This window comes from Actinomadura livida (genome assembly GCF_014648675.1).
Taxonomy (GTDB): Bacteria; Actinomycetota; Actinomycetes; order Streptosporangiales; family Streptosporangiaceae; genus Spirillospora; species Spirillospora livida.
In genome coordinates this window covers 107,580-130,994 of sequence record NZ_BMRO01000006.1, presented here as the reverse complement: position 1 = coordinate 130,994, position 23,415 = coordinate 107,580, and the positions used below count along the sequence as shown (strand labels likewise).

The following is a 23,415-nucleotide window of genomic DNA, read 5'->3' as shown; positions in this document are numbered from 1 at the left end:
ACACCGTGCTGCCGGTGGACGGTTCTAGCGCCGATGACGACGGCGCGGGATATCTTGCGCGAGCTCCACGACAAAGCCGTCGGGGTCCGCGACGTGCAGTGTCCGGTGTCCCCATGGCCGGTCGGCGGGGCCGCTGAGGATGGTGGCGCCCAGGTCCCGGAGCCGGCGGGACTCGGCGTCGACGTCCTCGACCATGAAGACGACCTCGGCCGCCGGGCCGGGCGCGGTCCGGCTGTCGGTCAGCCAGTCGGCGCGACGCTGCTCGTAAAGTGCGAACCTGATGGCCTCGGTGGCGAACTCCGCATAGCCCGCGTCCTCGAACTTGAACGCGAGCCCCACCACGTCCCGGTAGAAGGCGATCGAGGCGGCAAGGTCGCGAACGTACAGGATCACATAGCCAAGGCTGGGCGCCATGCCAACCTAGGTGCCCACGGACGGCAGCAATAAGACCTGAGACAGCCGGAAGCAACGCTCACTAACCATCGACCACGCCTGGCCCGAGGTCGCCCAGACCGCGCTCGTCGTCAAACGGTGTGCCTGAATAAGACCGGGGCGCGAGCCCCAGTCCGGCCGAACTCCCGGTTCAGGATGGGGGCCGTCCGGCAGGTCTCCCCGGCGCGGGATCAGGGGCGTTCGCCAGGGCGGTTGAGAGGATCGCCGCGGCGGTGTAGTCGTCCGCCGGTTCGACGTTCTGCCAGGCTCCGATCCGGTCGGCGTACCGGATGCCGTGCCCGTCGTACTGGGCGAGACCGGCGACCGTGCAGGGGCGCATGCCGTCGAGTGCGTCCGCGTCCTGGAAGGCCGTGACGGCGTTGGGGCCGTTGACGACGGCGCCTTCGAGGACGGCGCCCTGGGTCAGGTTGGCGACCGGGTGGTGGGGGCAGCGCGGATAGGTGGTCCCGGCACCGATGACGAACGACGATCCCCACGCGTTCGCGCCGAGGGCCCAGCCGCGCTGCCCGGTGCCGAGCGCGTCGTAGGACGTGCCGCCGCTCATCCGGCGGTAGAGCAGGGCTGTGCCCGCCAGGCCGAAGCTGGTCGCGGCCGAGTCGGAGACCGCCGGATCCGCGCCCGCCCCGAACGGATCGCGGGCGGCCCTCGCGGCGGCGGCGTCGAGCCGGTGCTTCACGCCCGCGACCAGCTCGTCCCGGCCGATGCCGAGACCGGTGGCGCCCTGGTCGAGGGCTTCGATCAGGTCGGCGTGGGCCAGCACGCTGACATCGCCGACACCCAAAGGACTCCGCTCGTCCGATTCCAGGGCTCTGGCGGCCCGGTGCGCCGCCTGGCGGAGCCAGCCGTCGGCCCGGCGGTCGCCGAGGGCTCGCGCCGCCCGCGCCAGTTCCACCGCCCCGAACTCCAGGTCGTCCGTCCAGGACTCCTCGGGGTAGAACTCGTGCGGGAAGGTGGTGACGAGGCCCTTGCCGGGAGCGGTGTCCGCGCGGGCATAAATGTCCGCCGCCTGTTCCAGTGCTCGGTGGGCTGCCCCGGGGTCATCCCGGGCGTGAGTCTGCGCCGCGAGCGCGAACGCGGCGGCGACGCGGCCGGCGAGGTTCGGGCTGATCGGCGCGCCGGGGGCGGCCGCGCGGAAGACGGGGCGGTACCGCAGCAGGTATTCGGGGTCGCCTCGCCCGACCCGCCGCATGTCGTCGCTTTCCGGCAACCGCCAGACATCGTGGTCGGACAGGTACCCCGCGCCGCCGATGCCGGTGCCGACCTGCGCGTACAGGGTGCCGGTCCGCCCGTCCCACATCTTGTCCAGCCACTTCAGGCCGTGGTCGGCCTCGGCGGCCAGCCCCGGCTCGGACGGCGCTGCACGGTATGCGTAGTAGAGAACGGCGGTGGAGTAGGACGCGGTGGCGGTGAACTTCAGGAAATCGCCCGCGTCCGCCCAGCCGCCGGACACGTCGACGGTGGCGGCGCCGGGCACCGGGACGAGCCCACCATTGCGGTGGCGCGGCGGCTGGTACACGGCGGCCGCCCGATCCGCCAGATGGCACGGCCGACGGCCGAGCACGGCCGGGACGACGTCGGCGCCGTCCCGCTGGGCCTGGAAGAACCGCAGCAGCCGGGGCAGCAGCGGCCCGAGCACCTCCGCGGCCGGGCCGACCCGGAACCAGGGGGAGTGCGCCCGCACGCCCGGACCGCTGACCGCGACGCGATAGGTGCCCCGGTCCGTCAGCCGTGTGAGGTCCAGGACGCGGACGGACGGGAAGGCCGCGTTCCACGAGCCGGTGCGCCGTCCGGGGGCCCCGGTGAGGACGGTCCGACCCCCGGCGTTCTCGACCGTGAAGCGGATCCCCCCGGTCTGCGCCGCCGCCGTCATCAGATATGCCCGCTTGGACTCGTCCGGACGGAAGCCGACCTGGTCGAGGCGGACCCTGGCGCCCCGGTCAGGCCCCGGCGAAGCCGGTGGGCCCGCGCCGCCCGAGGTGTGGCAGCCCGGCACGGCGAGCAGGAGGGTACCGCCCAGGATGAGCGGAACGGACCTGCTCCGCGTCACGAGCGGTTCTGGCTGACGAGGGCGTCCAGGCCGCCGGTGCGCTGCAGCTTGTGCCAGCCGAGCCGGATGCCGCCGGCCGCGGTGATGATCGACTGGATGAGGACCGCGTACATGAGCTGCCGGTAGACGAACTGCTGGACGGGCAGGGCCCACAGGACGCGCGCCTTCTCACGGTCCATGCGGAAGGCGTGGCACGCACCGATCAACTGGACGCCGAGGACGGCCCCCCAGGCGGCGGCCGTCTTGACCGGGTCGAGGAACAGGATCCCGTAGACGAGCAGGACGTCCACGAGCGGCGCGAGCAGCGGCAGCGTCACCTGGAACATCGCGAGATGCGCCAGGCCCCAGCGCCCGAACCGGCCGGACGGGCCGCGTTCGAGCACCGCGCGCCGGTGCTTCCACATCGCCTGCATCGTCCCGTACGACCAGCGGTACCGCTGCCGCCACAACTGGCCGATCGTGGAGGGCGCCTCGGTGTAGGCGACCGCGGACGGCTCGCACACCACCCGCCAACCGGCGCGGATGAGCTCGATGGTCAGGTCGGTGTCCTCGGCGAGGGTGTCGTCGCTGACCCCGCCCACCTCGCGCAGGGCCGACCGGCGGAACGCCCCGACCGCGCCCGGCACGGTCGGCATGCAGTGCAGCAGGTCGTACACGCGGCGGTCGATGTTGGTGCCGATGACGTACTCGATGTGCTGCCACCGGCCGAGCATGGAGTTCCGGTTGGCGATCTTGGCGTTGCCGGCCACCGCGCCGACCCGCCCGTCGGCGAACGGCTGGACGAGCCTGCGCACGGTGTCGCGGGTGAACACGGTGTCGCCGTCCATCATCACGACCAGGTCGCAGCGGGCCGCGGCGATCCCGGCGTTGAGGGCGGAGGGCTTGCCGCCGTTCGGTTTCCGGATCACCCGCACGCCCGGCAGGGCGAGCGACTCGGCGACGTCGGCGGTGCCGTCCGTGGAGCCGTCGTCCACGACGAGCACCTCGACCGGATGGGTGCCGCGGACCAGGGACCGGACCGTGTCGGCGATGCACTCCCGCTCGTCGTAGGCGGGGACGACCACGGACACGGGTTCGGTCACGGGCGGCCCCCACGACCAGCGGGCCGGACGCCGGATGCGCGCGTGCCGGCCGGCCACCACCACCATGAGCAGCAGCCGCACGACCATCAGCACCCCCACCAGCAGCAGGATCAGGGCCAGGACGGAGACGATGACGCCCGCGACCCCGACGATCCCGACCAGGAGGACGCCGCGCCAGTGCTGGTCGCGCGCGGCGGGCGGGTTCGCCTGCGACTCGCCGATGACCTCCGCGGTCGTCGCGAAGCGGTAGCCCTGTGCGCGCAGCCGCGGGATCAGCCGGTCCAGCGCGGCGACGGTGCGGGACCGGTCGCCGCCCGCGTCGTGCATCAGGATGACCTCGCCGCGGTGGCCGGCCGGTGTGGAGTTGGCGACGATCCGGCCCACCGGGGGGCGCTGCCAGTCCTTGGAGTCCAGCGTGGTGAGGACCGTGGTGTACCCCTCGTCGCTGAGGCCCCGCAGCACCCTCCATTGGCTGTCGTCGACCGCGTCCGTCGTGGAGGAGTAGGGCGGCCGCACGAGGGCGCTGGTCACGCCCGTCGCTCCCGCGAGCGCGAGCTGGCTCTGCGACAGCTCCATGCCGAACCGCCAGCCTGGCACCGTGGCGAGGTCGGAGTGCGTGAACGTGTGCAGCCCGATCTCGTGGCCCGACCTGTGCATGCGCTCGACGATGCCCGGGTGCTGGGTCACCTTGGAGCCGACGACGAAGAACGAGCCGTGGACCTTGTGCCGGTCGAGCACATCGAGGATCTGCGGCGTCCACTCCGGGTCGGGACCGTCGTCGAAGGTGAGGATGACCGTCCGGTCCGGTACGCGGGACTGCCATCGCTTCGCGCCGGCGCCGATGATGGGCCCGCCCGTCCGGACGTCCCGCGGGACCGTCGTCGCGCCGCGGGGCCGGGCCGCGTTCCCGTCCGCGCCGAACTCCGCGTTCACCAGGCCGTGGGCGAACAGCGCGCAGGCGAAGGCCAGTGAGGCCATGACCGTCAGCAGCCACCGTGGACGAAGGAGCGCGTGGACCGCTGCCTTCACCCCTGGGCTCCGGCCGCGGGCGCGGTCGGGTCGCTCTCGACGGTGAGGGGCGTGGCGGCCGCCGCCTGCGGTTCGGCGCCGGTCGACTCGGCCCCGACGTCGGCGCGCCGCTCGTCGACCGCGGCGGGCTCGCCGGTCTCCGGAGGACTCTCGGACGGGCTCGCCGGGTCCGCCGGCGGCGCCGCCGGCGGAGTGCCGCCCGGCCGGCTCGGCGTCACGGCCGGGGCCCGCGGCCCCGTGCGCCGCTCATCGGATGCCGGCGGGGACGGCACGGCCCCGGAGGGCGCGCTCCCGGAGACCCGGGGCAGCGGTGGCGCGCTTCCGGGCGTCCCCCGGACGGGCCAGGAGGGCCGGGGCGGCGGCAGCGCCGCGGGTCCGTCGTCGGCCGGCGGCCGGTGCTTCGAAGTCGGGACGACCTTGGTCTCGTCGCCCCCGCCCACTCTCGGCAGCAGCGTCTGCGGGGTGACCGGCCCGCCCACCAGGCTGATGCCGATCATGATCGAGTAGCCCCCGCACAAGGCCGCGGCCGCATAGCCGAGCCGGCGCAGCCGCCTGCGGCGGCGCCCGGTCACATCCACGAAGACCGGCGAAGCGGAACGGTCCCTCGAATCGATCACTTCTTGCTTGTCGGGCATTTAGTTACTCCCCAGGAAACAGTTCCCCCAAGTCCTGGAACCTAGCAGCAGAACCCCATTCGAATCGCCATTGGCGGCCGCGCCCCCCAGGCGTCTCGCGCGCTTGTGGCGTCCTTGATATACGGCCACTCCTGGACGACCGGGACCCGCATCTGCCGCCTCAATCAATAGGTCATCCCAGGTCAGCGCCATCGAGAGTGACACTCTAGACATAACCGAACTTGAGGACATTCTTCCCTCAGAGGCAATAAAGTGCATGTTCGAAGATCCATTAGCGGGCATCCCGGCCCCGCTTTCGCCGTGCACGGTGACCAGAATGGGTCAAGAGTTCGCAACCACTTAGAAGAGAATTCTAGTAAAGCGCCGCACGTCGTGCGCGTCAGGACGGTCGCCCCGGGGGTCAGCGGGTCAGCGTGGTTTCTTGCTCTATGCGGGACAGTTTTTCGGGGTTGCGGACGATGTAGAGGCCGGTGATGAGGCCGTCCTCGACCCGCATCGCCACGACGCCGTGGATGGTTCCGCCGAACCGCATGACCAGTCCCGGATGGCCGTTCACCTGGACGGCCTCGACCGTCATCCCGGCGGCGAACGTGCGCAGGCCGCTGTGCAGCAGGTTCGCCACCTTCCCGGCCCCAACGAGCGGCTGCTTCATCGCGTGTGCGACTCCGCCGCCGTCGGTCAGGAGGACGACGTCCGGTGCGAGGACGTCCAGCAGCCCCTGGAGGTCGCCGGTCTCGGTCGCCCGCTGGAAGGCCCGGATCGCGGCCCGGGTCTCGTCGGGGGAGACGATGTCGCGGGGGCGGCGCGCGGCGACGTGCGCGCGTGCACGGTGGGCGATCTGGCGGACGGCGGCGGGGCTCTTGCCGACGGCTTCGGCGATCTCGCCGTAGGCCAGGTCGAACACCTCGCGCAGCACGAACACCGCCCGCTCCGTCGGCGCGAGCGTCTCCAGGAGCAGCATCATCGCCATCGAGACGCTGTCGGCCAGTTCGACGTCCTCCGCCACGTCGGGCGTGGTCAGCAGCGGCTCGGGCAGCCACGGCCCGACGTAGGACTCCTTGCGCCGGCCGAGCGTGCGCAGCCGGTCCAGCGCCTGGCGGGTGGTGATGCGCACCAGGTAGGCGCGCGGGTCCCGCACCGTTTCCAGATCGACGCCCGTCCACCGCAGCCAGGTCTCCTGCAGGACGTCCTCCGCGTCGGCGGCGGAGCCGAGCATCTCATAGGCCACGGTGAACAGCAGGTTGCGGTGGGCCATGAACGCCTCGGTGGCCGGGTCCGTGCGGCCGCCCCCGGGCCTCCCCACCGTGCTCGCCGTCCGCCCGCCGCCCTCGCCCATCGTCCGGCTCCCCTCGTCGCCTCCCGACCATGCCATACGCACAAGACGCCGGTCCCCGCCGCCGTGTGACACCCGCGGGCCGTGGGTCACGTCACATCGCCCGCGCTGTCACAGGCGCCGGGACGCCGCCGTCTCGTGGGCATCAGGACGCCGTGCGAACGATCCGCGCGGCACGCACCACCGTGAATGAGGACGGATCCATGGCAACCACCAAGGCACCGGCGGGCAGTTCGCACCGCTGGGCCGTGCTGCTCTTCATCGGGCTGGCCCAGCTCATGATCATCCTGGACGCCACCGTCGTGAACATCGCGCTGCCGTCCCTCCAGCGGGACCTCGGGATCTCCGACGGCGACCGGCAATGGGTCATCACCGCGTACACGCTGGCGTTCGGCAGCCTGCTGCTGCTCGGCGGCCGGATCGCCGACTACACCGGACGCAAGCGGGCCTTCCTGATCGCGCTGCTCGGCTTCACCGGCGCGTCCGCGCTGGGCGGCGCGGCGAACGGCTTCGAGACGCTGCTGATCGCCCGTGCCCTCCAGGGCGGGTTCGGCGCGCTGCTCGGCCCGGCCGCGCTGTCGCTGCTGACGGTGACGTTCAGCGAGCCGAAGGAGCGGGCCAAGGCGTTCGGGATCTGGGGCGGCATCGCCGCCGCGGGAGGCGCCCTCGGGCTGCTGGTCGGCGGGGCGCTGACCGAGTACCTGGACTGGCGCTGGTGCCTCTACGTCAACATCCCCATCGCCCTGGTCGCGGCGATCGGCGGGCAGGCGGTCCTGACCGAGTCGCGGCGCCCGGGCGGGACCCGGTTCGACATCCCCGGCGTGCTGCTGGTGACCACCGGGCTCGTCGCGATCGTGTACGCCGCCGGCCGGGCCGAGGCCGACGGGTTCGACTCGGCACCGGTCATCGGGCTGCTGGCCGCCGGCGCGGTCCTGCTCGCCGCGTTCGGCTACGTCGAGAGCCGGGTGGCGCAGCCGCTGCTGCCCCTGCGCGTCATCGCCGACCGCACCCGCGGCGGCGCCTATCTGGCCGTGGGCGTCGTCGTCATCGGAATGTTCGGGGCGTTCCTCTTCATGACCTACTACATGCAGGTCGTCAAGGGGTACTCGCCGGTCAAGACGGGCGCGGCGTTCCTCCCGATGACCGCTGCGGTGCTGCTGGCGGCCGGCGGGCTCACCGCCCGGCTGCTGCCCAGGGTGCCGCCGCGCGCGCTGATCGTCCCCGGGATGCTGATCAGCGCCGGCGGGATGCTGTGGCTGCTCACGCTGGAGCCGGGCACCGGCTACGCGGGCGGCGTGCTGGTCGCGCAGGTCCTGTGCGGCTTCGGGGCGGGCATGATCATGCCGGTCGCCCTCAACTACGCCACCCACGGTGTCGCCGAGGGCGACTCGGGCGTGGCCTCGGCCACCGTCAACACCGCGCAGCAGGTCGGCGCCTCGATCGGTATCGCGGTGCTCAACACCATCGCCGCGGCCGCGACCGCGGACCACCTGGCCTCGCACGGCGCGACCCCGGAAATCGCCGGGCAGGCGGCGGTGGAGGGCTTCGCGACGGCCGGCGCCTGGGCGGCGGGGATCATCCTGCTCGGCGCGCTGGTCGTCGCCTTCGTGATGAACACCCCGCGCCCCGAGGCACGGCCCGTCCCCGACGGCGCCGAAGTACCGGAGCCGCTCCTCGCCCGCTCCTGACCCCTCGACCGGACGACCCCCGGCCGGCCCCGCAACGGCCGGCCGGGGCTCGCGCGCCCGATGCCACAAAACAGGGCGCTAGCGGCACTCGAAGGGAAGCTGGGACGAACCCTAGGGAGGGGCGTCCATCGGGCTGGGCTTTGGCGAGGGCCCGACGTCGCCTCAGTACCAGTGCTGTGTTGGCTGGGGCGTGGTGTGGGGGTGGGCCCAGGGCGGTGGGGTCACGCCCTTGATGACCATTGCCGGGTTGTGGGTGTGGAGGCGGTACACGAGGTCGCCGAAGTCCTTGCCGCCGTGCCCGGAGACGTACCTCAGGGACCATTTGGAGCGCGGTACGGGTGTGTGTCTCATGGCCTGCCAGATCCGGAACTTGCCGCCGTCGTGGTGGACCATTGCGGTGCCGAACCCGAGACGCCCTCTTCGCGAAACGGTGATTGCGTTGATGCGGTGCGCCTCAATGTCGAGACGCTGCCCGAATCCGGAGACGAGCAGGTGGCCGTCCGGTGTCAGGGTGACACTGCGCGCGAAGGCATTGGAGAGGCACCCGCTGATCAAGGGCACGACGAGAATCACCACGAAAGTCGGCAGGCCCGCGTACATGGCCGGCAAGGTCAGGGCCGCCAGCGCACCCGTTATCAGGACCGATAGGAGCATGGTGAGCCCGCCGGGCAGGGCGGCCTGATAGCGGAGCGAGTACCCGGCCGCCGGCCGGAAAGACGAGCCGGCCTCGCCGGGTTCCGGCGCTGCCATTTCGTCACCCTGCGAGTTCGGAGCCCAGTTTCGCCAGTTGGGCGTCGTAGATTCGCTGGAGGCCCTTGGGCGCGAAGGTTCTTTCGAAGAAGCCGCCGATGCCGCCCGCGCCGTTCCAGGTGGTCTTGATCTCGACCTGAGCGCCTTCGGCGGCGGGGGAGACGGTCCAAGTGGTGACCATCGAGGAGTTGGCGTCCTTCTCCACCAGCTGGTTCGGGCCGGGCGTGCTCACGGTGATGAGGCAGTCGCGTACGCGCTTGCTGGTGGCCGCCAGTTTCCAATGCACCACGGTGCCCTCGCCCTGTCCGCCTTCACGGACTTCGTACTCGCTGAAGTGCTCGGTCAGCATGCGCGGGCGCACGCCCGTGTAGTCGCCGAGTGCCTCCAGCACCCGCTCCGGGCTCGCGTTCAGCGTCTTTTCCGTGGTGACCACGACTTGTGCCATGCCGGTCATCTTCCCATGGCGCTCCTCCACACGCGCTCTGCCGGCGAGTTGACGGAAAGTGGAGATCATCTTGGCTCGTGGCCCTAAAATCGTGCGATCTGTAGCCAGGCGGGAGGTCTGTCCGTGACTGATGAGCATCATCCCGAGTGGGTGATCGATCCCGAGACCCCCAGTGTGGCCCGGATGTACGACTACTACCTCGGCGGCAAGGACAACTTCGCCGCGGACCGGAGGGCCGCCGACCAGGTGGTGGCGGCGATGCCGAACGTGCTTGAGTTCACCCGCGCGAACCGCGGGCTGCTGTCCCGGGCCGTGACGATGATGGCCCGGCGCGGCGTGCGGCAGTTCATCGACATCGGGTCCGGGCTGCCGACGCGGGAGAACGTGCACGAGGTGGCGCAGCGGGCCGCGCCCGACGCCCGCGTCGTCTATGTCGACAACGACCCGATCGTGCTCGTGCACGCGCGTGCGCTGCTGGCCGACAACCCGCTGACCGCGGTCGTGCAGGGCGACCTGCGCGAACCGGAGCGCATCATGGACGATCCCGAGGTCAGGTCGCGGATCGACTTCGACCGGCCGGTCGGCCTGCTGCTCCTGGCCATCCTGCACTTCGTCCCGGACGAGGACCGTCCCGCCGAGATCGTGGCGAAGCTGCGCAAGCCGCTGGCCCCCGGCAGCTTCCTGGCCATTTCCCACGGGCACCGGGGCGAGGTCGGCCAGGCCGTCGAGGACCAGGTGCGGTCCGCCTACGGCAGGACCGGGGCGGGCGACATCATCCCGCGCGGGATCGACGAGGTCATGAGGTTCTTCGAGGGCACCGAGCTGATCGGGCCCGGCCTGGTCCAGGTGGCCGACTGGCGGCCGGACGCCGAGCCGTTCGAGCCCGACATGTCCCGGCCCGGCTTCCTCGCCGGGGTGGGGGAAGTGGTGTGATGCTGCCGCTGGAGTTCCTGTTCGGCCGGGCGTTCACCGAGGACCCGTATGCCGCGTACGACGAGCTGCGGGCGTCCGGGCCGGTGCATCCGATCGACTTCCCCCGCGGCGCCACCGCCTTCCTGGTGGTGGACCACGAGCACGGCCGCGCGGCGCTGAGCGACCCCCGCCTCTCCAAGGACAGCGCGCACAGCTCCGTGCCCGTCGACGGCGAGCTGTTCTTCGGCGGGACGATGCTCGCCATGGACCCGCCCGACCACACCCGGCTGCGCGCGCTGGTCGCGAAGGCGTTCACCGCACGGCGGGTCGAGAAGCTGCGCCCCCGCGTCCAGGAGATCACCGGCGCGCTGCTGGACGGCGTCGCGGCCCGCGGCGAGGCCGACCTCATCGAGGAGCTCGCCGTCCCGCTGCCGGTCCAGGTCATCTGCGAGCTGCTCGGCGTCCCGGCGTCCGACCGGCCCCGGTTCCGCGAGTGGACGGCCGTGCTGACCGTCCCCGCGCTGACCGCGGAGGCCCGGGAGCGCCGCCGGGAGGCCGCCCGCGCGTTCAACGGCTACCTGGTCGACGTCATCGCCGAACGCCGGGCACACCCCGAGGACGACCTGATCAGCGGCCTGGTCACCGCCCGCGACGGGGACGCCGCCCTCACCGAGGCCGAACTGCTGGGCGGCATCGCGCTGCTGCTCATCGCCGGGCACGAGACCACGGTGAACCTCGTCGGCAACGGCGTCCTCGCCCTTCTCCAGGCACCTGACCAGCTCGAACTGCTCCGCGCGCGGCCCGAGCTGCTGCCGTCCGCGATCGAGGAGCTGCTGCGCTTCGACGGGCCGGTGGAACGCGCGAGCCAGCGCATCGCCCTGGCGGACATGGAGATCGCCGGGACCCCGATCCCCAAGGGCGCCTGGGTGCACGTCTCGCTTGGCGCCGCGGACCGCGACCCCGCGGTGTTCGAGGCTCCCGGCCGGCTGGACGTGACCCGCGCCCCCAGACGCCACGTCGCCTTCGGGCACGGCATCCACTTCTGCCTCGGCGCCCCGCTGGCCCGGCTGGAAGGCGAGATCGCCATCGGCTCGCTGCTGGAGCGCTTCCCCCGCCTGGCCCTGGCCGTACCGCCCGCCGAGCTGCGCCACCACCGCACCGGTTCGATCGTCCGCGGCCTGGTGTCCCTTCCCGTCCGGGTCTGAACGCCAGAGCGACCATTCGGATCGGCTCCGCCGTGATTCGCCCGGTGCTCGTCAGGGTTTCAGGGCGGGCAGCAGCATGCCGTCCAGGAAGGTGTCGACGTCGGTGGGCGGCGGGGCGACGACCAGCATCATGAAGACCCGCAGGAGCCAGTGGGCGAGGTCGAGCGGGTCCTGGGGCCGGATGCGCCCGGCGTCCATCAGGCTCTGGTAGAGCGGCGCCAGCATCCGGGCGCCCTGGTCGAGCATGGGCGCGGCGTGCACGGCGAGCGCGCGTCCGATGAAGTCGGGCTCGTCGCGCAGCACCTTGGCCAGCACCGGGTTGGCCCACGCGTGGCGCAGCAGCGCGGCCAGCGGCCGGGTGATCACTTCGGGGCCGTCGGCCTCGGCGAACATCCGGGGCAGCGTGCCGTAGAAGGCGTGCAGGTCGCGGGACAGCAGCAGCCAGGCGGCGTTCTCCACCGAGCCGATCTGCCGGTAGACGGTGCTGCGCGAGACGCCCATCTCCCGGGCGATGTCCGCCATCGAGGTGCGGGACAGGCCGTGCCGGGCCAGGCACAGCGCCGCGGCGTCCAGGCAGGGGCCGAGTTCCGGGGCGGGCGGGGGCGGCAGGCGCCGGGCGAGGTCCGGCAGGTCGATCGCGGCGTCCACGCGGCCATTATGCCCCCTCTGGACACATGCAACATTCTCGTGTCATCGTCTCAGCAACAAGTGAAGGAGGCCGGAATGGCGGCAGCTGAGCACCTCGACGACCCGGCCGTCCAGGCCGCCGAGCCCATCGGCCCGCAGTCGCTGCTGTGGCGGATCGCCGGTGACTCGCGGGCGGCGCTCGCGGGCGGCGCCACCGGACTGCTGCAGCTCATGTACCCGCCGCTGGGCACGGCCGTCGCCGAGCAGTCCGGCTTCTTCGACGACCCGTTCGGCCGGATCTGGCGGTCGGTCCCGCAGATCTGGGCGACGATCTTCGAGCCGGACGGCCCCGAGCGCGCCCGCAGGATCCGCGACCTGCACCTGGACATCAAGGGCGTGGACTCCTCGGGCCGCCGGTTCCACGCCCTGGACCCCGAGACGTTCTGGTGGGCGCACGCCACGTTCACCTGGCACATGTTCCGGACGGCCGAGCTGTTCTTCCCGGCCGGCGCCCTGACCGCCGCCGACCACGACCGCCTCTACGCCGGGACGGTCGCCTGGTACGCCCGGTACGGCGTGAGCATGCGCCCGGTGCCGTCCGACTACGCCGCCTTCCGGGAGACGTTCGACGCGTTCTGCGCCGAACGCCTGGAGATGACCGCCCCGGCCGCGCGGTCCATCGAGATCGCCCGCACGGACGGCATCGGCGCGGTCCCGTTCGTGCCGTCCATGGCGATCCGGGCGGCCCGGCCGGTGCTGCGGCCGCTGGGCACGCTGGTGGCGATCGGCTGCCTGCCCGAGCCCGTCCGGACCCGCTTCGACATCGAGTGGACCCCGCGCGACCAGCGCCGCTTCGACCGCATGGCCGCGCTGATCCGCACCTCGGCGCGCCTCGTCCCGCGGCGCCTCGACCAGTGGATGCTGCTGACCCAGCTGCGCATCATCGGCGCCAAGACCCGCAAGGAGCGCTACCGCCCCACCGAAAACTGACCCGCCCCGTCCGCCGGGCCGGCGGCCTGGGGTCAGTCCCAGCGGAGGCGTTGTTGGAGGAGGGCGTGCTGGGCCGGGTTGGTGGTGTGGGCCAGGGCGTGCTGGTCGGCGGTGCGGGCGGCCTCGTGGTGGCCGGTGGCGCGCAGGAGTTCGGCGCGGGTGGCGTGGAACGGCGGGTAGTGCTCCAGGGCCTTGCGGTCGGCCGGCGGGAGGGCGTCCAGGTCGGCCAGGGCGTTGCGGGGGCCGCCGCGGGGGCCGGGGTGGTGGTGCAGGGCGATGGCGCGCTGGAGCCGGTGGACGGGTGAGGGCGCCAGGGCCAGGAGCATGTCGTAGAGCACCACGATCTGCGGCCAGTCGGTGTCGGCCCAGGTCGGGGCTTCGGCATGGCAGGCGAGGATGGCGGCCTGGAGCTGGTAGGGGCCGGGACGGCGCAGTTTCGCGGCGCGTTCGATCAGGCGGGTGGCGTCGGCGATCGCCTCGTGGTCCCACAGGGCTCGGTCCTGGTCGGGCAGGAGGATGAGGCCGCCTGCGGCGTCGAAGCGGGCGCCGGTACGGGCCTGGTGCAGGCGGACGAGGGCGAGCAGGCCGAGGACCTCGGGCTCCCGGGGCAGCAGCCAGGCCAGCTGGGCGGCCAGCCATTCGGCGTCGCCGGCAAGGTCGGCCGCGTGGGGGCGCTCGCCGGTGCTGGTCAGGTAGCCCTCGTTGAACAGCAGGTAGATGACCGCGAGGACCTGGCCGAGGCGCTCCGGCAGCTCGGTGCCGGCGGGGATGCGGTACGGGATGCCCGCCTGGGTGATCTTGCGTTTGGCGCGGGTGATGCGCTGCCCGACGGTGGCCTCGGGGACGAGGAACGCGGCGGCGATCTGCGCGGTGGTCAGCCCGCACACGGTGCGGAGGGTCAGTGCGATCTGCGCGGTGCGGGGCAGCGCGGGGTGGCAGCAGGTGAAGATGAGCTTCAGCCGGTCGTCGGGCTCGGCCGGCGCCGGCCAGGCGAGCCGGGCCAGCTTGTCGCGGTAGGTGGCCTGGCGGCGCAGGAGGTCGATGCCGCGGCGGCGGGCCGTGGTCAGCAGCCAGGCGTCCGGGTGCTCGGGGACGCCGTCGGCGGGCCAGCGGCGCAGGGCGGTCTCGATGGCGTCCTGGACGAGGTCCTCGGCGGCGGCGAAGTCGCCCAGCACCCGCACCAGGCTCGCCGTCAGCCGGCCCGCGTGCTCTCGGACCACGCGGGCCAGCTCGGCGCGCACCTCGTCCTGCGGGTGTGCCGGGTCGTGCGGGTGCGCGGGGTCGTGCGGCGGTGGCATCCGGGTCAGGTGATCGGGCGGATCTCGACGACCGGGCAGCCCGGCCACGTGCGCGCGAGCGCCATCGCCTCGTCCAGGTCGGCGACCTCGATCTCTGCGTAACCCGAGACGACCTCCTTGCCCTCCACGAAGGGGCCGTCGGTGACGATGGCGTCGCCGCCGGCCAGCCGCATCGTCGTGGCCGTCTCCGGGCCGTGCAGGTGCGCGTGGTGCGTGATCTGGGCGGCGTGCTCGGTGAACCAGCGGCCGGCGGCCTCGAACGCCTCCTGGCGCTCGGTCTCGGTCATCGCCTCCAGCTCGCGGACGAACTCCTCGGTCTCCACGAACATCAGCACGTACTTCACGCTGTCTTCCCCTCCCGGATCGGTGTTGGCTGCGCCCCGCGGGCGGTCACTGAGCGTCGGACGGTTCGGCCAAGGGGCAGTACAGGTCGATGCCGTTCCCGTCTGGGTCGGTCACGGTGGCGTACCGCATCCCCCAGAAAGCGTCCCAGGGCTCCTGCACGCCGGGGTACCCGGCGGCGGTGAGCTCGGCGTACTTGGCGTCGACGTCGGCCGGGGCGGCGAACTGGAACGCCAGGAAGTTGCGCGGGTCGCCGGACGGGCTGCTCCAGCCCCTGGTCTGGCTGGAGGCGCGGAACTTCTCGGTGTCCAGCATCAGGTGCAGTCCGCCGGGCAGGTCGCAGCTCGCGTGGTCCGGGTAGGCGGGATCGACGGTGAAGGCCAGGCCGAGCCGGGCGTAGAAGCCGATGGCGGCCTCCATGTCGGCGACGACGATGTCGATGGTGTTCAGGGTCGGGTTCACGGGTCCGCTCCTTGCGCTGTCGGGAATCGTGTCTTCACCCCTAGACGAATGGGACGGGCCCCGATCCGACATCGGCCACGTGTGCGGCGCCTGTTCGGGCATGGATGGGCGGCTTGGCCCGTGATATGGCCCGTGATATTGAACGAGTATGGAGCCCCCTCGCCCGTTCAATACGTGGATCTCCGTCCGACCGGACGTGGTCGGTCCGGAGGTCGTGCGGCTGGTGGTCGACTTTCGTGAGGGGGAGGCGCAACCGGCCGCCGCGCCGGCCGATCGGCCCGTCGCCGAGGCTGCGGTCCGCGGGTTGTACGAGCTGGTCGGCGCGCCGCAGCCGCGGCTGGTGTGGATCGACTCTCCCCGCGGGGATCCGGACTGGGACTGGAGCGAGTTCGGTGCGCCGGATCCCGAGGAGATCGCGGCGGCCCACGGTGTGCCGGAGCCGGGGGAGTTCCTCCTGCTGCGGCTCAACGGTGTGGAAGGCGAGAAGGGCGGCTGGTTCTCCCGCGGCCGGCGCCGGAAGGTCTGGGAGCGCAGGCTGGCGCTGTGGCAGGACCTCGTCGGATCCTGCGGCGGCTGGTGGCCCTTCGAGGACGTCTGCCTGGTGTGCGAGCGTCCCGCGCAAATCCGTCTCGCCCCCGAGCCGAGGGCAGGGGAAGAGCCCTTGCGGCTGCACTGCCGGACAGGTCCGGCGATCCGCTACCGCGACGGCTTCCGCCTGTACGCGCTGCACGGAAGGGTCGTGCCCGCGGACGCCGTCGCCGGCGAGCGGACCGGGACCGGCCGGCCGGCCGGCTTACCGGAGAACCTGGCGGAACTGACCGAGGACAAGAGCGCCGGGGACCTGGCCCGCCTCGCCGGCAAGGACTTTCGCGGGGCCGACCTGCGGGGCGTCCGGTTCCCGCAGGGTGCCGACCTCATCGACGCCGACCTCAGCGGAGCCGACCTGCGCCGCGCCGACCTGTCCTGGGCCTGCCCGGGCCCGTCGGCCCTGTGCGTGGGAGTCGAGTTCGCGGGCGCCAGACTCGTCGGCGCCGATCTGCGCGGCGCCGACTTCGGCATCATCGGCGGATTCACCGGCGCCGACCTGACCGACGCGGACCTGAGCGGTGCCGCCCTCGGCGGCGCGCCCGAGGTCGGCGCCTCGAACTTCGACGGCGCCAAGCTCGTGCGGACCAGGCTCATCGGCGCCGACCTGCTCGGCGCCGTTTTCACCGGTGCCGATCTCACCGGCGCGGATTTCACCCACGCCCGCTTCGCCCACATGTCCGGACGGCCTTCCCCGGACCACGTGCTGACCCTCTTCGCCCGCAGTACCTGGGACGCCTCCACGAGATGGCCGGACGGGGGATGGGCCGAGGCCGTCCGCGAGGTATCCGACCCCATCGGCCAGGACGCCTTCCAAGTGCGTGAAGAGTCCCCTGAGCCGTCCGTACCGGAGAGGTCCGGTCCGCAATCGCCCGCGCCGGACGATTCCTACGCCGACTTCGATGTCGGCCACTGAGTATTCGCCGACGACGCCTGTCCCGCTCGACGGCTGCGAGGGCGCGGCTCCGGTCAGGCGGCCGAGCCGGTGATGTTGACCATCCAGTTGATGCCGAAGCGGTCGGTGCACTGGCCGAACTCGTCGCCCCACATCTGCATCTCCAGCGGGACCCCCACGGTGCCGCTCCCGGACAGCTTCTCCCAGTAGCCGCGCAGCGTGTCGGCGTCGTCGCCGCTCAGGCTGATCGTGATGTTGTCGCCGGGGTTGTGCGGCATGCCGGGCGGGGTGTCGGCGGCCATCAGCGTGTAGCCGAGCTCGGACTGCAGCGTGCCGTGCATGATCCTGTCGGCCTCCGGCGCGCTCTTGTCGCCGTACTCGCCGAAGGTGTGCATCGTCAGCTCGCCGCCGAGGACGTCCTTGTAGAACTCCAACGCCTCCCGGGCGTCGCCGTCGAAGCTGATGTACGGGTTGAGCTGCGATGTCACCGAACGCCTCCTCTTTGAGCCGGATTGCGCTTCGATCCTCGCCACCCGTCTCCGCGCGCGGCAACCGTCCTCGGGACTCGGCATGGCCCAGCTTCGGTAAAGGCGTTCCCGGCGATGAGTCCGGCCGCGGCCGCCGGTCAGTATCCCCGACATGCGATCGGCCGCTGTGGGAGGAGCATCATGACCGCGACCTATACCTTCGACGTCTTTTCCAGCCTCGACGGCTTCGGTGCCGCCGGGGGCGACTGGACCGGCTACTGGGGCAGGCAGGGTCCCGAACTCCTCGACCGCCGCCTCGCCCTGTACGAGGAGGACCAGCGGATGGTGTTCGGCGCCAACACCTACCGGGCGTTCGCGCAGATGCTGGCGTCGAGCACCGAGGAGTCGGACGTGCGCGACCCCTGGGTCACGCGGATGCGGCACCTGCCGGCGACGGTGGTGTCGACCACCCTGGAGGGCCCCCTCGACTGGCCGGACGCGAACGTCGCGAGCGGCGACGCCGTCGACGTCGTCGCCCGGCTCAAGGAGGAGTCCGCGGTGCCGCTGCGGTCGCACGGCAGCCTGGCGATGAACCGGGCGCTGATGGCCGCCGGGCTGGTCGACCGCGTCCAGGTGACGCTCTTCCCGGTCATCACCGGCGCGACCGGGCTGGACCCCATCTTCCAGGGAGCGGCCGACTTCGACCTGGAGCTGATCGAGCACCGGACGCTCGACGGCCACATCCAGGAGCTCACCTACCGGCCCAGCCTGCACGGCTGAGCGCGTCCACGACCCGCTGGCGCGCTGCCCGGGCGCCGCCGTCCCGGAATAGCGGGCACATAGCGGTGTCTATGTGCTCGGCCGCTCCGGGGCGGTCGGGGTGCCCGCCGGCTGGATGAAGACGCCTTCGGCCTCGACGGTGACGCCGTCGGCGTCGGAGATCGAGCCGGCCACGAAGATCTTGCGGCGCTCCTCGCCGACGATTCTCCCTTCGAGCCGCAGGGGGCCCAGGGGAGTACCGCGCCGGTAGCGCATGGTGAGCGTTCCCGTGAAGGCCGTCCGGCGCCTTCCGGACGCCGTCTCGCCCATGATGTGGTCGAGGAGCAACGCGGAGACACCGCCGTGCACCAATCCCGGAGGCCCCTCGTACGCCGCACCCAAAACCACGTCGGCGTGGCACCCGTCCGAATCATGGACGATGCGGAGCGGCGGAGCGATCCCATTCGCCGCGCCCACCACGGCATTGCCCCAGTTCCAGGAGCGGAACTCGGTGTTGTACCTGACTCCGGCGGGACCGGGCAGCTGGGAGACCCGCAGCCTGTCGACGAGTGCGGCGAGGTCGTCGCGGACCCGGTGGACCTCGTCGTCCTCGACCGTCGTGCGGATCGTGGCGTCGATCAGGTCGCGGACGGTGCCGGCCAGCGACTCGATCACCGCTTCCCGGCGTTCCACCTCGGCGGTCGGCGTGTCGTCGCGGACGAATCCGCCGGCCTGCCACGCGGACGCTCTGAGGGAGGGCTGGCGGCTCGTCATGCGCCGACCGTATACCGGCGGGACCGGTGCCACCAGCTTACATAGATGTGTCTATGCTCACTCCGCCGATGCGCCCGTTCCGGCCATGCCGCCCGAACTAGAATCGCACCCGTGACCGAGCCCTCGTCCGCCCGCGGCGCGCAGCCGGTGGAGCCGGCGGGCCGCGGTGTCACCGGCCCCCCGCTGAACGCGCGGGGCGCCCCGCTCAACCGGCGCGGCCTGGAGACGCGCGCCCGCGTGATCAGGACCGCGATCGCCATGCTCGCCGACAGCGAGCACGCCGGTGAGGCCAGCGCCAACCTCGTCGCGAAACGCGCCGGGGTCACCTGGGGGACGGTCCAGCACCAGTTCGGCGGCGTCGACGGGCTGTGGGCCGCCGTCCTCGAAGAACTGGCGGGCCAGGGCGACATGCTGCCGTGGAAGGACATCGACGACGGGTCCGTCGCCGAGCGGATGAGCCGCATCGTCGACGCCCTCTGGTCGGGCCTCGACTCGCCGCCGGGCCGGGCGGTGGCGGCGCTGCGGAGCCTGCTGCCGCGCAACACGGCCGAGTTCACCGAGGCGTACCCGCGGACGGCCGAGCAGCTCAACCTCTGGGACCGCCGGTGGCGGCGCGCCTACGCGCGGGCGTTCCGCGGGCTCGTCGTGGACGCCTACCGGCTGGAGCGGGTGCGCCACCTCCTGCCCGCCGCCGTCCGCGGCCTCTATCTGGAGCAGCACCTGAGCACCTGGACCGACATCGACGACGCGCGCGCCGTGCTGGCCGAATCGATCGCCGGCTACCTCGACCCCCGCCGCTGAGGCGGTGTCAGGGCCGGATGCCGTCCACCAGGCGCCAGGCGAGGGCGGTCTCGGCGGGGACGGGTGTTCCGGTCAGGGCCATGTAGAGGGTTCGCCAGCGGCCGATGCGGCGCGGGATGCTCACCGTGCCGCCGGCGCCGGGGATGAGGCCCATGGACACCTCGGGCAGCCGGAACGTCGCGTCCGGGTGGGCGGTGACGCGGCCGGCGAACGCGGGGAGCTCGATGCCCGCGCCGACGCAGGGGCCGTGCACGCGGGCCTCGACGCGTCCGGCGAGGCGGTGGATCAGGCGGCCCGCGCCTCCCCGGGTGCGCACCAGGTGGGCGGTCGCCAGGTCGGGGGCGGCGCCGAACTCGGCCAGGTCGCCGCCGGAGCAGAACGCGGGGCCCGCGCCGCGCAGGGTCACGCGGGTGATGCCGGGGTCGGACGCCGCGACGGTCAGGGCGTCCACGAGGGCGTCGCGCAGCTGCCGGCCGAAGGCGTTGCGCCGTTCCGGGCGGTTGAGCGTGATCGACAGGTCGCCGGCGTCCCGCGCCAGCAGGACCGGGTCGTCCGCCTCGGGCGGGAGCGGGCGCGGGGGGCGGGCGGCCAGCCAGCGGGCGAACTCCGGCCCCCCGAGGAGCGTGGAGTAGGCATAGGACTCGACGTCGAGCGCCGCGTCGACCGGCATGCCCTCCGTGGTGCGCAGGACGTCCCGCAGGAGCAGGGACGCATGCGGATTGCGGGTGACGGCCTCGCGCAGCACGTCCGGCGAGGCCGCCGGGTCGTCCGCGGCCTCTCGGCCGCCCGCGCCAAGCGTCAGGTCGAGTGCTCGGAGGAGTTCCGGGTCCGCCGTGCCGAGGCCGATGAGGATGCGGTCGCAGTCCCTGGCCCGCTGGGCCGCCCGCGCGGCGACCGCGGGATCGGCGGGGGCCAGGTCAACGGTGACGAGCGGGTCGCGGACGGACCCGTCGGGCGCGAGGAGCGGCAGGTCCGCCGCGCCGTCGGCGAGGTCGGCGACGGAGATGTGCACGGCCGGTCCTCTCCCGAAAGTGTCGATCGGGCCGGAGTGTATCGTCGGGCCATGTCGCCGGGTGGGGACGCATCGCCGCAGGGGAGCGGGCCGGACGCCCTTGTGAGCTGGGCGTCCTCCGGGGTGCTGCCGCTGTGCGGGCATCCCGGCGGGCCGCCCCTCGTGCCGCCGGGGAACGCGGCGGCGGTGGCCGCCGGCCTGGGGGAGCGGTTCGGGGTGGACGGCGCGCGGCTGCTGTCCGAGCGCGCCGCGTTCACCGGGCACCGCCGGAGGGGACGCAGGTCCGCCGGCGGCGCCTGCCGGCTGCTCCCGACGGCGGACGGCTGGGCCGCCGTCTCCAGCGCCCGCCCCGACGATCCCGCCCTCCTCGGCGCGCTCGCCGGAGCCGACGTGGACGACGACCCGTGGCCGGCGCTCGTCCCATGGCTGCGCGAGCACACCGGCGCCGAACTGGCCGAACGCGCCGAGCTGCTAGGGGTCGCGGCGGGGCCCGTCGCGGCCTGCCCGTCGAGCGTCCCCGAACCGCTGGCGCCCCGCCCGCTGGACGGCGCGCTGGTGGTCGACTTCAGCGCGCTGTGGGCGGGCCCGCTGTGCGCGCACCTGCTCGGGTCGGCCGGAGCGCGCGTCGTCAAGGTCGAGACCCCCGCCCGCCCGGACGGTGCCCGCCTCGGCGACGCCGCGTTCTACGACCTGCTGCACGCCGGGCACCGGTCGGTGGTCCTCGACCCGGCCGAGCCCGCGGGCCGCCGCGCGATGCGGGCGCTCGCCGACGCCGCCGACATCGTCATCGAGGCGTCCCGCCCCCGCGCCCTCGCCCGGTTCGGTCTCGACGCCGGGGCGGCGGTCGCCGGCGGGACGACCTGGGTGTCGATCACGGCCTACGGGCGCGCGCACGACCGGATCGGCTTCGGTGACGACGTGGCCGCCGCCGCGGGCCTCGTCTGCCGCGACCCGGACCTCGCCCCGCTGTTCTGCGGCGACGCCATCGCCGACCCCCTCACCGGGCTGACCGCCGCCGCCCTCGCCGCCACCGCGCCGCCCGGCGGAGGAGGAATGCTGTGGGACGTCGCCATGTCCGCCGTGGTCGCCGCGACCCTCCCGGCGGGGGAGCCCGTCGCGAGCCGGGAGGCCGTCCGCCGCGGGGACGCATGGGTGCTGGAGAGCGAGGCCGGTGCCCTGCCCGTCGCTGCACCTGCCCGGCGCGAACCACCGGGCAGGGCCCCCGCGATGGGGCGGGACACCGCCGAAGTGCTGGCCGGCCTCGGCATCGCCGTCCCGTGACCGGGCTGCTGCTGCGGGACGCCGAGCTCCTCGGGCGCGGGCACGCGGACGTCCGCCTGGCGGGCGGCCGGATCGCCGAGATCGGCGGCGGGCTGTCGCGGCGGCGCGGCGAGCGGGTCGTGGAGTGCGGCGGTGGAGCGCTCATCCCCGGACTCTGTGATCACCACCTGCACCTGCACGCGCTGGCCGCGTGGCGGCGCTCGGTCGTGTGCGGGCCGCCCGCCGTGGCCGGCCCGGACCGGCTCGCGGCGGCCCTGCGGGACGCCGAACCCGATGAGCACGGATGGGTGCGCGGCGTCGGCTACGCCGAGAGCGTCGCCGGTGACCTGGACGCCGCCGCGCTCGACGCGCTGCGCCCGGGCGGGCCCGTCCGGATCCAGCATCGCAGCGGGGCCCTGTGGATCCTCAACTCGGCGGCCGTGCGCGCCGCGGGCCTGGCCTCCGCCGACCACCCCGGTGTCGAGCGGGACTCCGCCGGACGGCCCACCGGCCGGCTCTGGCGGGCGGACGACTGGCTGCGCACCCGCCTCCCCGCGGCGCGCCCGGTGGACCTCGGCACGGTCGGGCGGGAGCTGGCGCGGCTGGGCGTCACCGCCGTCACCGACGCGACGCCCGACCTCGGCGCCGGGGCGCGCGCCGCGATCGAGGCGGCGGTCCGCGACGGGACGCTGCCCCAGCGCGTCCACCTCCTCGGACTGCCGCCGGACGCCGGGACGGCCCCGCACCCGCGCCTCAGCACCGGCCCGTACAAGATCGTCCTGGCGGATTCGGGCCTGCCGCCGCTCGACGAGCTGAGCGCGCGGATCAGGCACGCCCACGAGCACCGGCGGCCGGTCGCGGTGCACTGCGTCACCCGCGAGGCGCTCCTGCTCCTGCTCGCCGCCTTCGACGACACCGGGACCCTGGACGGCGACCGCATCGAGCACGCGGCGCTCGTCCCGGAAATCATCGTCCCGGAGCTCGCGCGGCGCGGCCTGCGGGTCGTCACGCAGCCGGGGTTCCTCGCCGACCGCGGTGACGACTACCTCCGCGACGTCCCGGCCGAGGACGTGCCCGACCTCTACCGGTGCCGGAGCCTGCTCGACGCCGGGGTCCCGGTCGGGCTGTCCAGCGACGCGCCCTACGGACCGCTCGACCCCTGGGCCGTACTGGACGCCGCCGCCGACCGCACCACCAGGTCGGGCGCGGTCGCCGGCCGGGACGAGACCATCCCCGCAGCCGTGGCCCTGCGCTCACTCCTCACCGACCCCGGTACGCCCGGCGGCCCTCCCCGACAGGTGACCGAAGGGGAGACCGCAGACCTCGTACTCCTGCACGTCCCGCTAACCGAGGCCCTGCACCGCCCGTCAGCGGTCAACGTCCGCGCGACGATCGCGGGCGGGCGCCTGCTCCCGGAGTAGGAGCTTACGAATCTACAATGTAAAGGGCGGGGCCTGTGACCGTAGGAAATGCCGATCACCGCCGCGTACAGACTTCTTCCGTTCATCGAATGCAATCGGCATGGCCGTCGGTGGCGGACGGGGGGCTGATCTAGCCTGAGCTG

At 73.2% G+C, this 23,415-nt stretch carries 23 protein-coding genes; 9 read left to right on the top strand and 14 right to left on the bottom strand.

Annotated features, from left to right (window positions below; genetic code table 11):
* Positions 1 to 24: 24 nt before the first annotated feature.
* The 5 genes from IEZ03_RS15865 to IEZ03_RS15845 form a co-directional block, all read right to left on the bottom strand.
* Positions 25 to 393, bottom strand: a complete 369-nt coding sequence (locus IEZ03_RS15865) for a VOC family protein (protein WP_221480687.1) — start codon at positions 391 to 393, stop codon at positions 25 to 27.
* Between the two features lie 190 nt (positions 394 to 583).
* Positions 584 to 2,500, bottom strand: a complete 1,917-nt coding sequence (locus IEZ03_RS15860; protein ID WP_184883774.1) for a glycoside hydrolase family 9 protein — start codon at positions 2,498 to 2,500, stop codon at positions 584 to 586.
* Complete coding sequence (locus IEZ03_RS15855; RefSeq protein ID WP_229808325.1) at positions 2,497 to 4,611, bottom strand: bifunctional polysaccharide deacetylase/glycosyltransferase family 2 protein; 2,115 nt, start codon at positions 4,609 to 4,611, stop codon at positions 2,497 to 2,499. Before IEZ03_RS15855 ends, IEZ03_RS15860 begins: the two co-directional genes overlap by 4 nt.
* The gene (locus IEZ03_RS15850) at positions 4,608 to 5,246 is read right to left on the bottom strand and encodes a hypothetical protein (protein WP_184883776.1); all 639 of its coding nucleotides are present in this window, start codon (positions 5,244 to 5,246) and stop codon (positions 4,608 to 4,610) included. Before IEZ03_RS15850 ends, IEZ03_RS15855 begins: the two co-directional genes overlap by 4 nt.
* 400 nt (positions 5,247 to 5,646) lie before the next feature.
* The gene (locus IEZ03_RS15845; RefSeq protein ID WP_184890576.1) at positions 5,647 to 6,582 is read right to left on the bottom strand and encodes an RNA polymerase sigma-70 factor; all 936 of its coding nucleotides are present in this window, start codon (positions 6,580 to 6,582) and stop codon (positions 5,647 to 5,649) included.
* A gap of 200 nt (positions 6,583 to 6,782) precedes the next feature.
* On the opposite strand from IEZ03_RS15845, the gene IEZ03_RS15840 reads away from it, so the two are divergent.
* Positions 6,783 to 8,267 carry an MFS transporter gene (locus IEZ03_RS15840; protein ID WP_184883778.1) on the top strand — a complete coding sequence of 495 codons (1,485 nt, stop codon included), beginning with the start codon at positions 6,783 to 6,785 and terminating at the stop codon, positions 8,265 to 8,267.
* 162 nt (positions 8,268 to 8,429) lie between these two features.
* Here the strand turns inward: IEZ03_RS15840 and IEZ03_RS15835 are convergent, their stop codons facing one another.
* Together IEZ03_RS15835 and IEZ03_RS15830 are read right to left on the bottom strand one after the other, a co-directional pair.
* The gene (locus IEZ03_RS15835; protein WP_184883780.1) at positions 8,430 to 9,017 is read right to left on the bottom strand and encodes a hypothetical protein; all 588 of its coding nucleotides are present in this window, start codon (positions 9,015 to 9,017) and stop codon (positions 8,430 to 8,432) included.
* A gap of 4 nt (positions 9,018 to 9,021) precedes the next feature.
* Positions 9,022 to 9,471 (bottom strand): SRPBCC family protein, encoded by a 450-nt coding sequence (locus IEZ03_RS15830; protein WP_229808324.1) that lies wholly within the window; start codon positions 9,469 to 9,471, stop codon positions 9,022 to 9,024.
* 114 nt (positions 9,472 to 9,585) lie between these two features.
* Between IEZ03_RS15830 and IEZ03_RS15825 the strand changes: the two genes are divergently transcribed.
* Together IEZ03_RS15825 and IEZ03_RS15820 are read left to right on the top strand one after the other, a co-directional pair.
* Positions 9,586 to 10,395: an SAM-dependent methyltransferase gene (locus IEZ03_RS15825; RefSeq protein WP_229808323.1), complete on the top strand. Its 810-nt coding sequence runs from the start codon at positions 9,586 to 9,588 to the stop codon at positions 10,393 to 10,395.
* On the top strand, positions 10,395 to 11,579 hold the full coding sequence (locus tag IEZ03_RS15820) for a cytochrome P450 family protein (protein ID WP_184890579.1): 1,185 nt from the start codon (positions 10,395 to 10,397) through the stop codon (positions 11,577 to 11,579). Before IEZ03_RS15825 ends, IEZ03_RS15820 begins: the two co-directional genes overlap by 1 nt.
* Positions 11,580 to 11,630: 51 nt before the next feature.
* Here the strand turns inward: IEZ03_RS15820 and IEZ03_RS15815 are convergent, their stop codons facing one another.
* Positions 11,631 to 12,227, bottom strand: a complete 597-nt coding sequence (locus tag IEZ03_RS15815; protein WP_132043878.1) for a TetR/AcrR family transcriptional regulator — start codon at positions 12,225 to 12,227, stop codon at positions 11,631 to 11,633.
* Positions 12,228 to 12,302: 75 nt separating this feature from the next.
* On the opposite strand from IEZ03_RS15815, the gene IEZ03_RS15810 reads away from it, so the two are divergent.
* The gene (locus tag IEZ03_RS15810) at positions 12,303 to 13,196 is read left to right on the top strand and encodes an oxygenase MpaB family protein (protein WP_184883782.1); all 894 of its coding nucleotides are present in this window, start codon (positions 12,303 to 12,305) and stop codon (positions 13,194 to 13,196) included.
* Between the two features lie 32 nt (positions 13,197 to 13,228).
* On the opposite strand, the gene IEZ03_RS15805 is transcribed toward IEZ03_RS15810, so the two are convergent.
* The 3 genes from IEZ03_RS15805 to IEZ03_RS15795 are packed head-to-tail and all read right to left on the bottom strand — an operon-like array spanning position 13,229 to position 15,298.
* On the bottom strand, positions 13,229 to 14,494 hold the full coding sequence (locus IEZ03_RS15805) for an RNA polymerase sigma factor (protein ID WP_184883784.1): 1,266 nt from the start codon (positions 14,492 to 14,494) through the stop codon (positions 13,229 to 13,231).
* A gap of 5 nt (positions 14,495 to 14,499) precedes the next feature.
* Entirely contained in the window at positions 14,500 to 14,838 is a 339-nt protein-coding gene (locus tag IEZ03_RS15800) for a YciI family protein (RefSeq protein WP_184883786.1), read from the bottom strand.
* Positions 14,839 to 14,884: 46 nt separating this feature from the next.
* A complete protein-coding gene (locus tag IEZ03_RS15795; protein ID WP_229808322.1) occupies positions 14,885 to 15,298 on the bottom strand; it encodes a VOC family protein in 414 nt (137 codons plus the stop codon).
* Positions 15,299 to 15,446: 148 nt separating this feature from the next.
* Between IEZ03_RS15795 and IEZ03_RS15790 the strand changes: the two genes are divergently transcribed.
* The gene (locus IEZ03_RS15790; RefSeq protein ID WP_184883791.1) at positions 15,447 to 16,799 is read left to right on the top strand and encodes a pentapeptide repeat-containing protein; all 1,353 of its coding nucleotides are present in this window, start codon (positions 15,447 to 15,449) and stop codon (positions 16,797 to 16,799) included.
* 53 nt (positions 16,800 to 16,852) lie between these two features.
* Here the strand turns inward: IEZ03_RS15790 and IEZ03_RS15785 are convergent, their stop codons facing one another.
* Positions 16,853 to 17,266: a VOC family protein gene (locus tag IEZ03_RS15785; RefSeq protein WP_184883793.1), complete on the bottom strand. Its 414-nt coding sequence runs from the start codon at positions 17,264 to 17,266 to the stop codon at positions 16,853 to 16,855.
* A 180-nt stretch (positions 17,267 to 17,446) separates the two neighbouring features.
* On the opposite strand from IEZ03_RS15785, the gene IEZ03_RS15780 reads away from it, so the two are divergent.
* A complete protein-coding gene (locus IEZ03_RS15780) occupies positions 17,447 to 18,025 on the top strand; it encodes a dihydrofolate reductase family protein (protein WP_184883795.1) in 579 nt (192 codons plus the stop codon).
* Between the two features lie 69 nt (positions 18,026 to 18,094).
* Here IEZ03_RS15780 and IEZ03_RS15775 read toward each other — a convergent pair whose 3' ends face one another.
* Positions 18,095 to 18,778 carry a PaaI family thioesterase gene (locus IEZ03_RS15775; protein WP_184883797.1) on the bottom strand — a complete coding sequence of 228 codons (684 nt, stop codon included), beginning with the start codon at positions 18,776 to 18,778 and terminating at the stop codon, positions 18,095 to 18,097.
* A gap of 111 nt (positions 18,779 to 18,889) precedes the next feature.
* On the opposite strand from IEZ03_RS15775, the gene IEZ03_RS15770 reads away from it, so the two are divergent.
* Positions 18,890 to 19,579 carry a TetR/AcrR family transcriptional regulator gene (locus IEZ03_RS15770; RefSeq protein WP_221480689.1) on the top strand — a complete coding sequence of 230 codons (690 nt, stop codon included), beginning with the start codon at positions 18,890 to 18,892 and terminating at the stop codon, positions 19,577 to 19,579.
* Between the two features lie 7 nt (positions 19,580 to 19,586).
* Here IEZ03_RS15770 and IEZ03_RS15765 read toward each other — a convergent pair whose 3' ends face one another.
* A complete protein-coding gene (locus IEZ03_RS15765) occupies positions 19,587 to 20,591 on the bottom strand; it encodes an enoyl-CoA hydratase/isomerase family protein (protein WP_221480690.1) in 1,005 nt (334 codons plus the stop codon).
* Between the two features lie 51 nt (positions 20,592 to 20,642).
* Here IEZ03_RS15765 and IEZ03_RS15760 point away from each other — a divergent pair, with 51 nt between their 5' ends.
* Together IEZ03_RS15760 and IEZ03_RS15755 are read left to right on the top strand one after the other, a co-directional pair.
* Positions 20,643 to 21,872 (top strand): CoA transferase, encoded by a 1,230-nt coding sequence (locus IEZ03_RS15760; protein WP_184883802.1) that lies wholly within the window; start codon positions 20,643 to 20,645, stop codon positions 21,870 to 21,872.
* A complete protein-coding gene (locus IEZ03_RS15755; RefSeq protein WP_184883804.1) occupies positions 21,869 to 23,272 on the top strand; it encodes an amidohydrolase family protein in 1,404 nt (467 codons plus the stop codon). The genes IEZ03_RS15760 and IEZ03_RS15755 overlap by 4 nt, the downstream gene beginning before the upstream one ends.
* Positions 23,273 to 23,415: the final 143 nt, after the last annotated feature.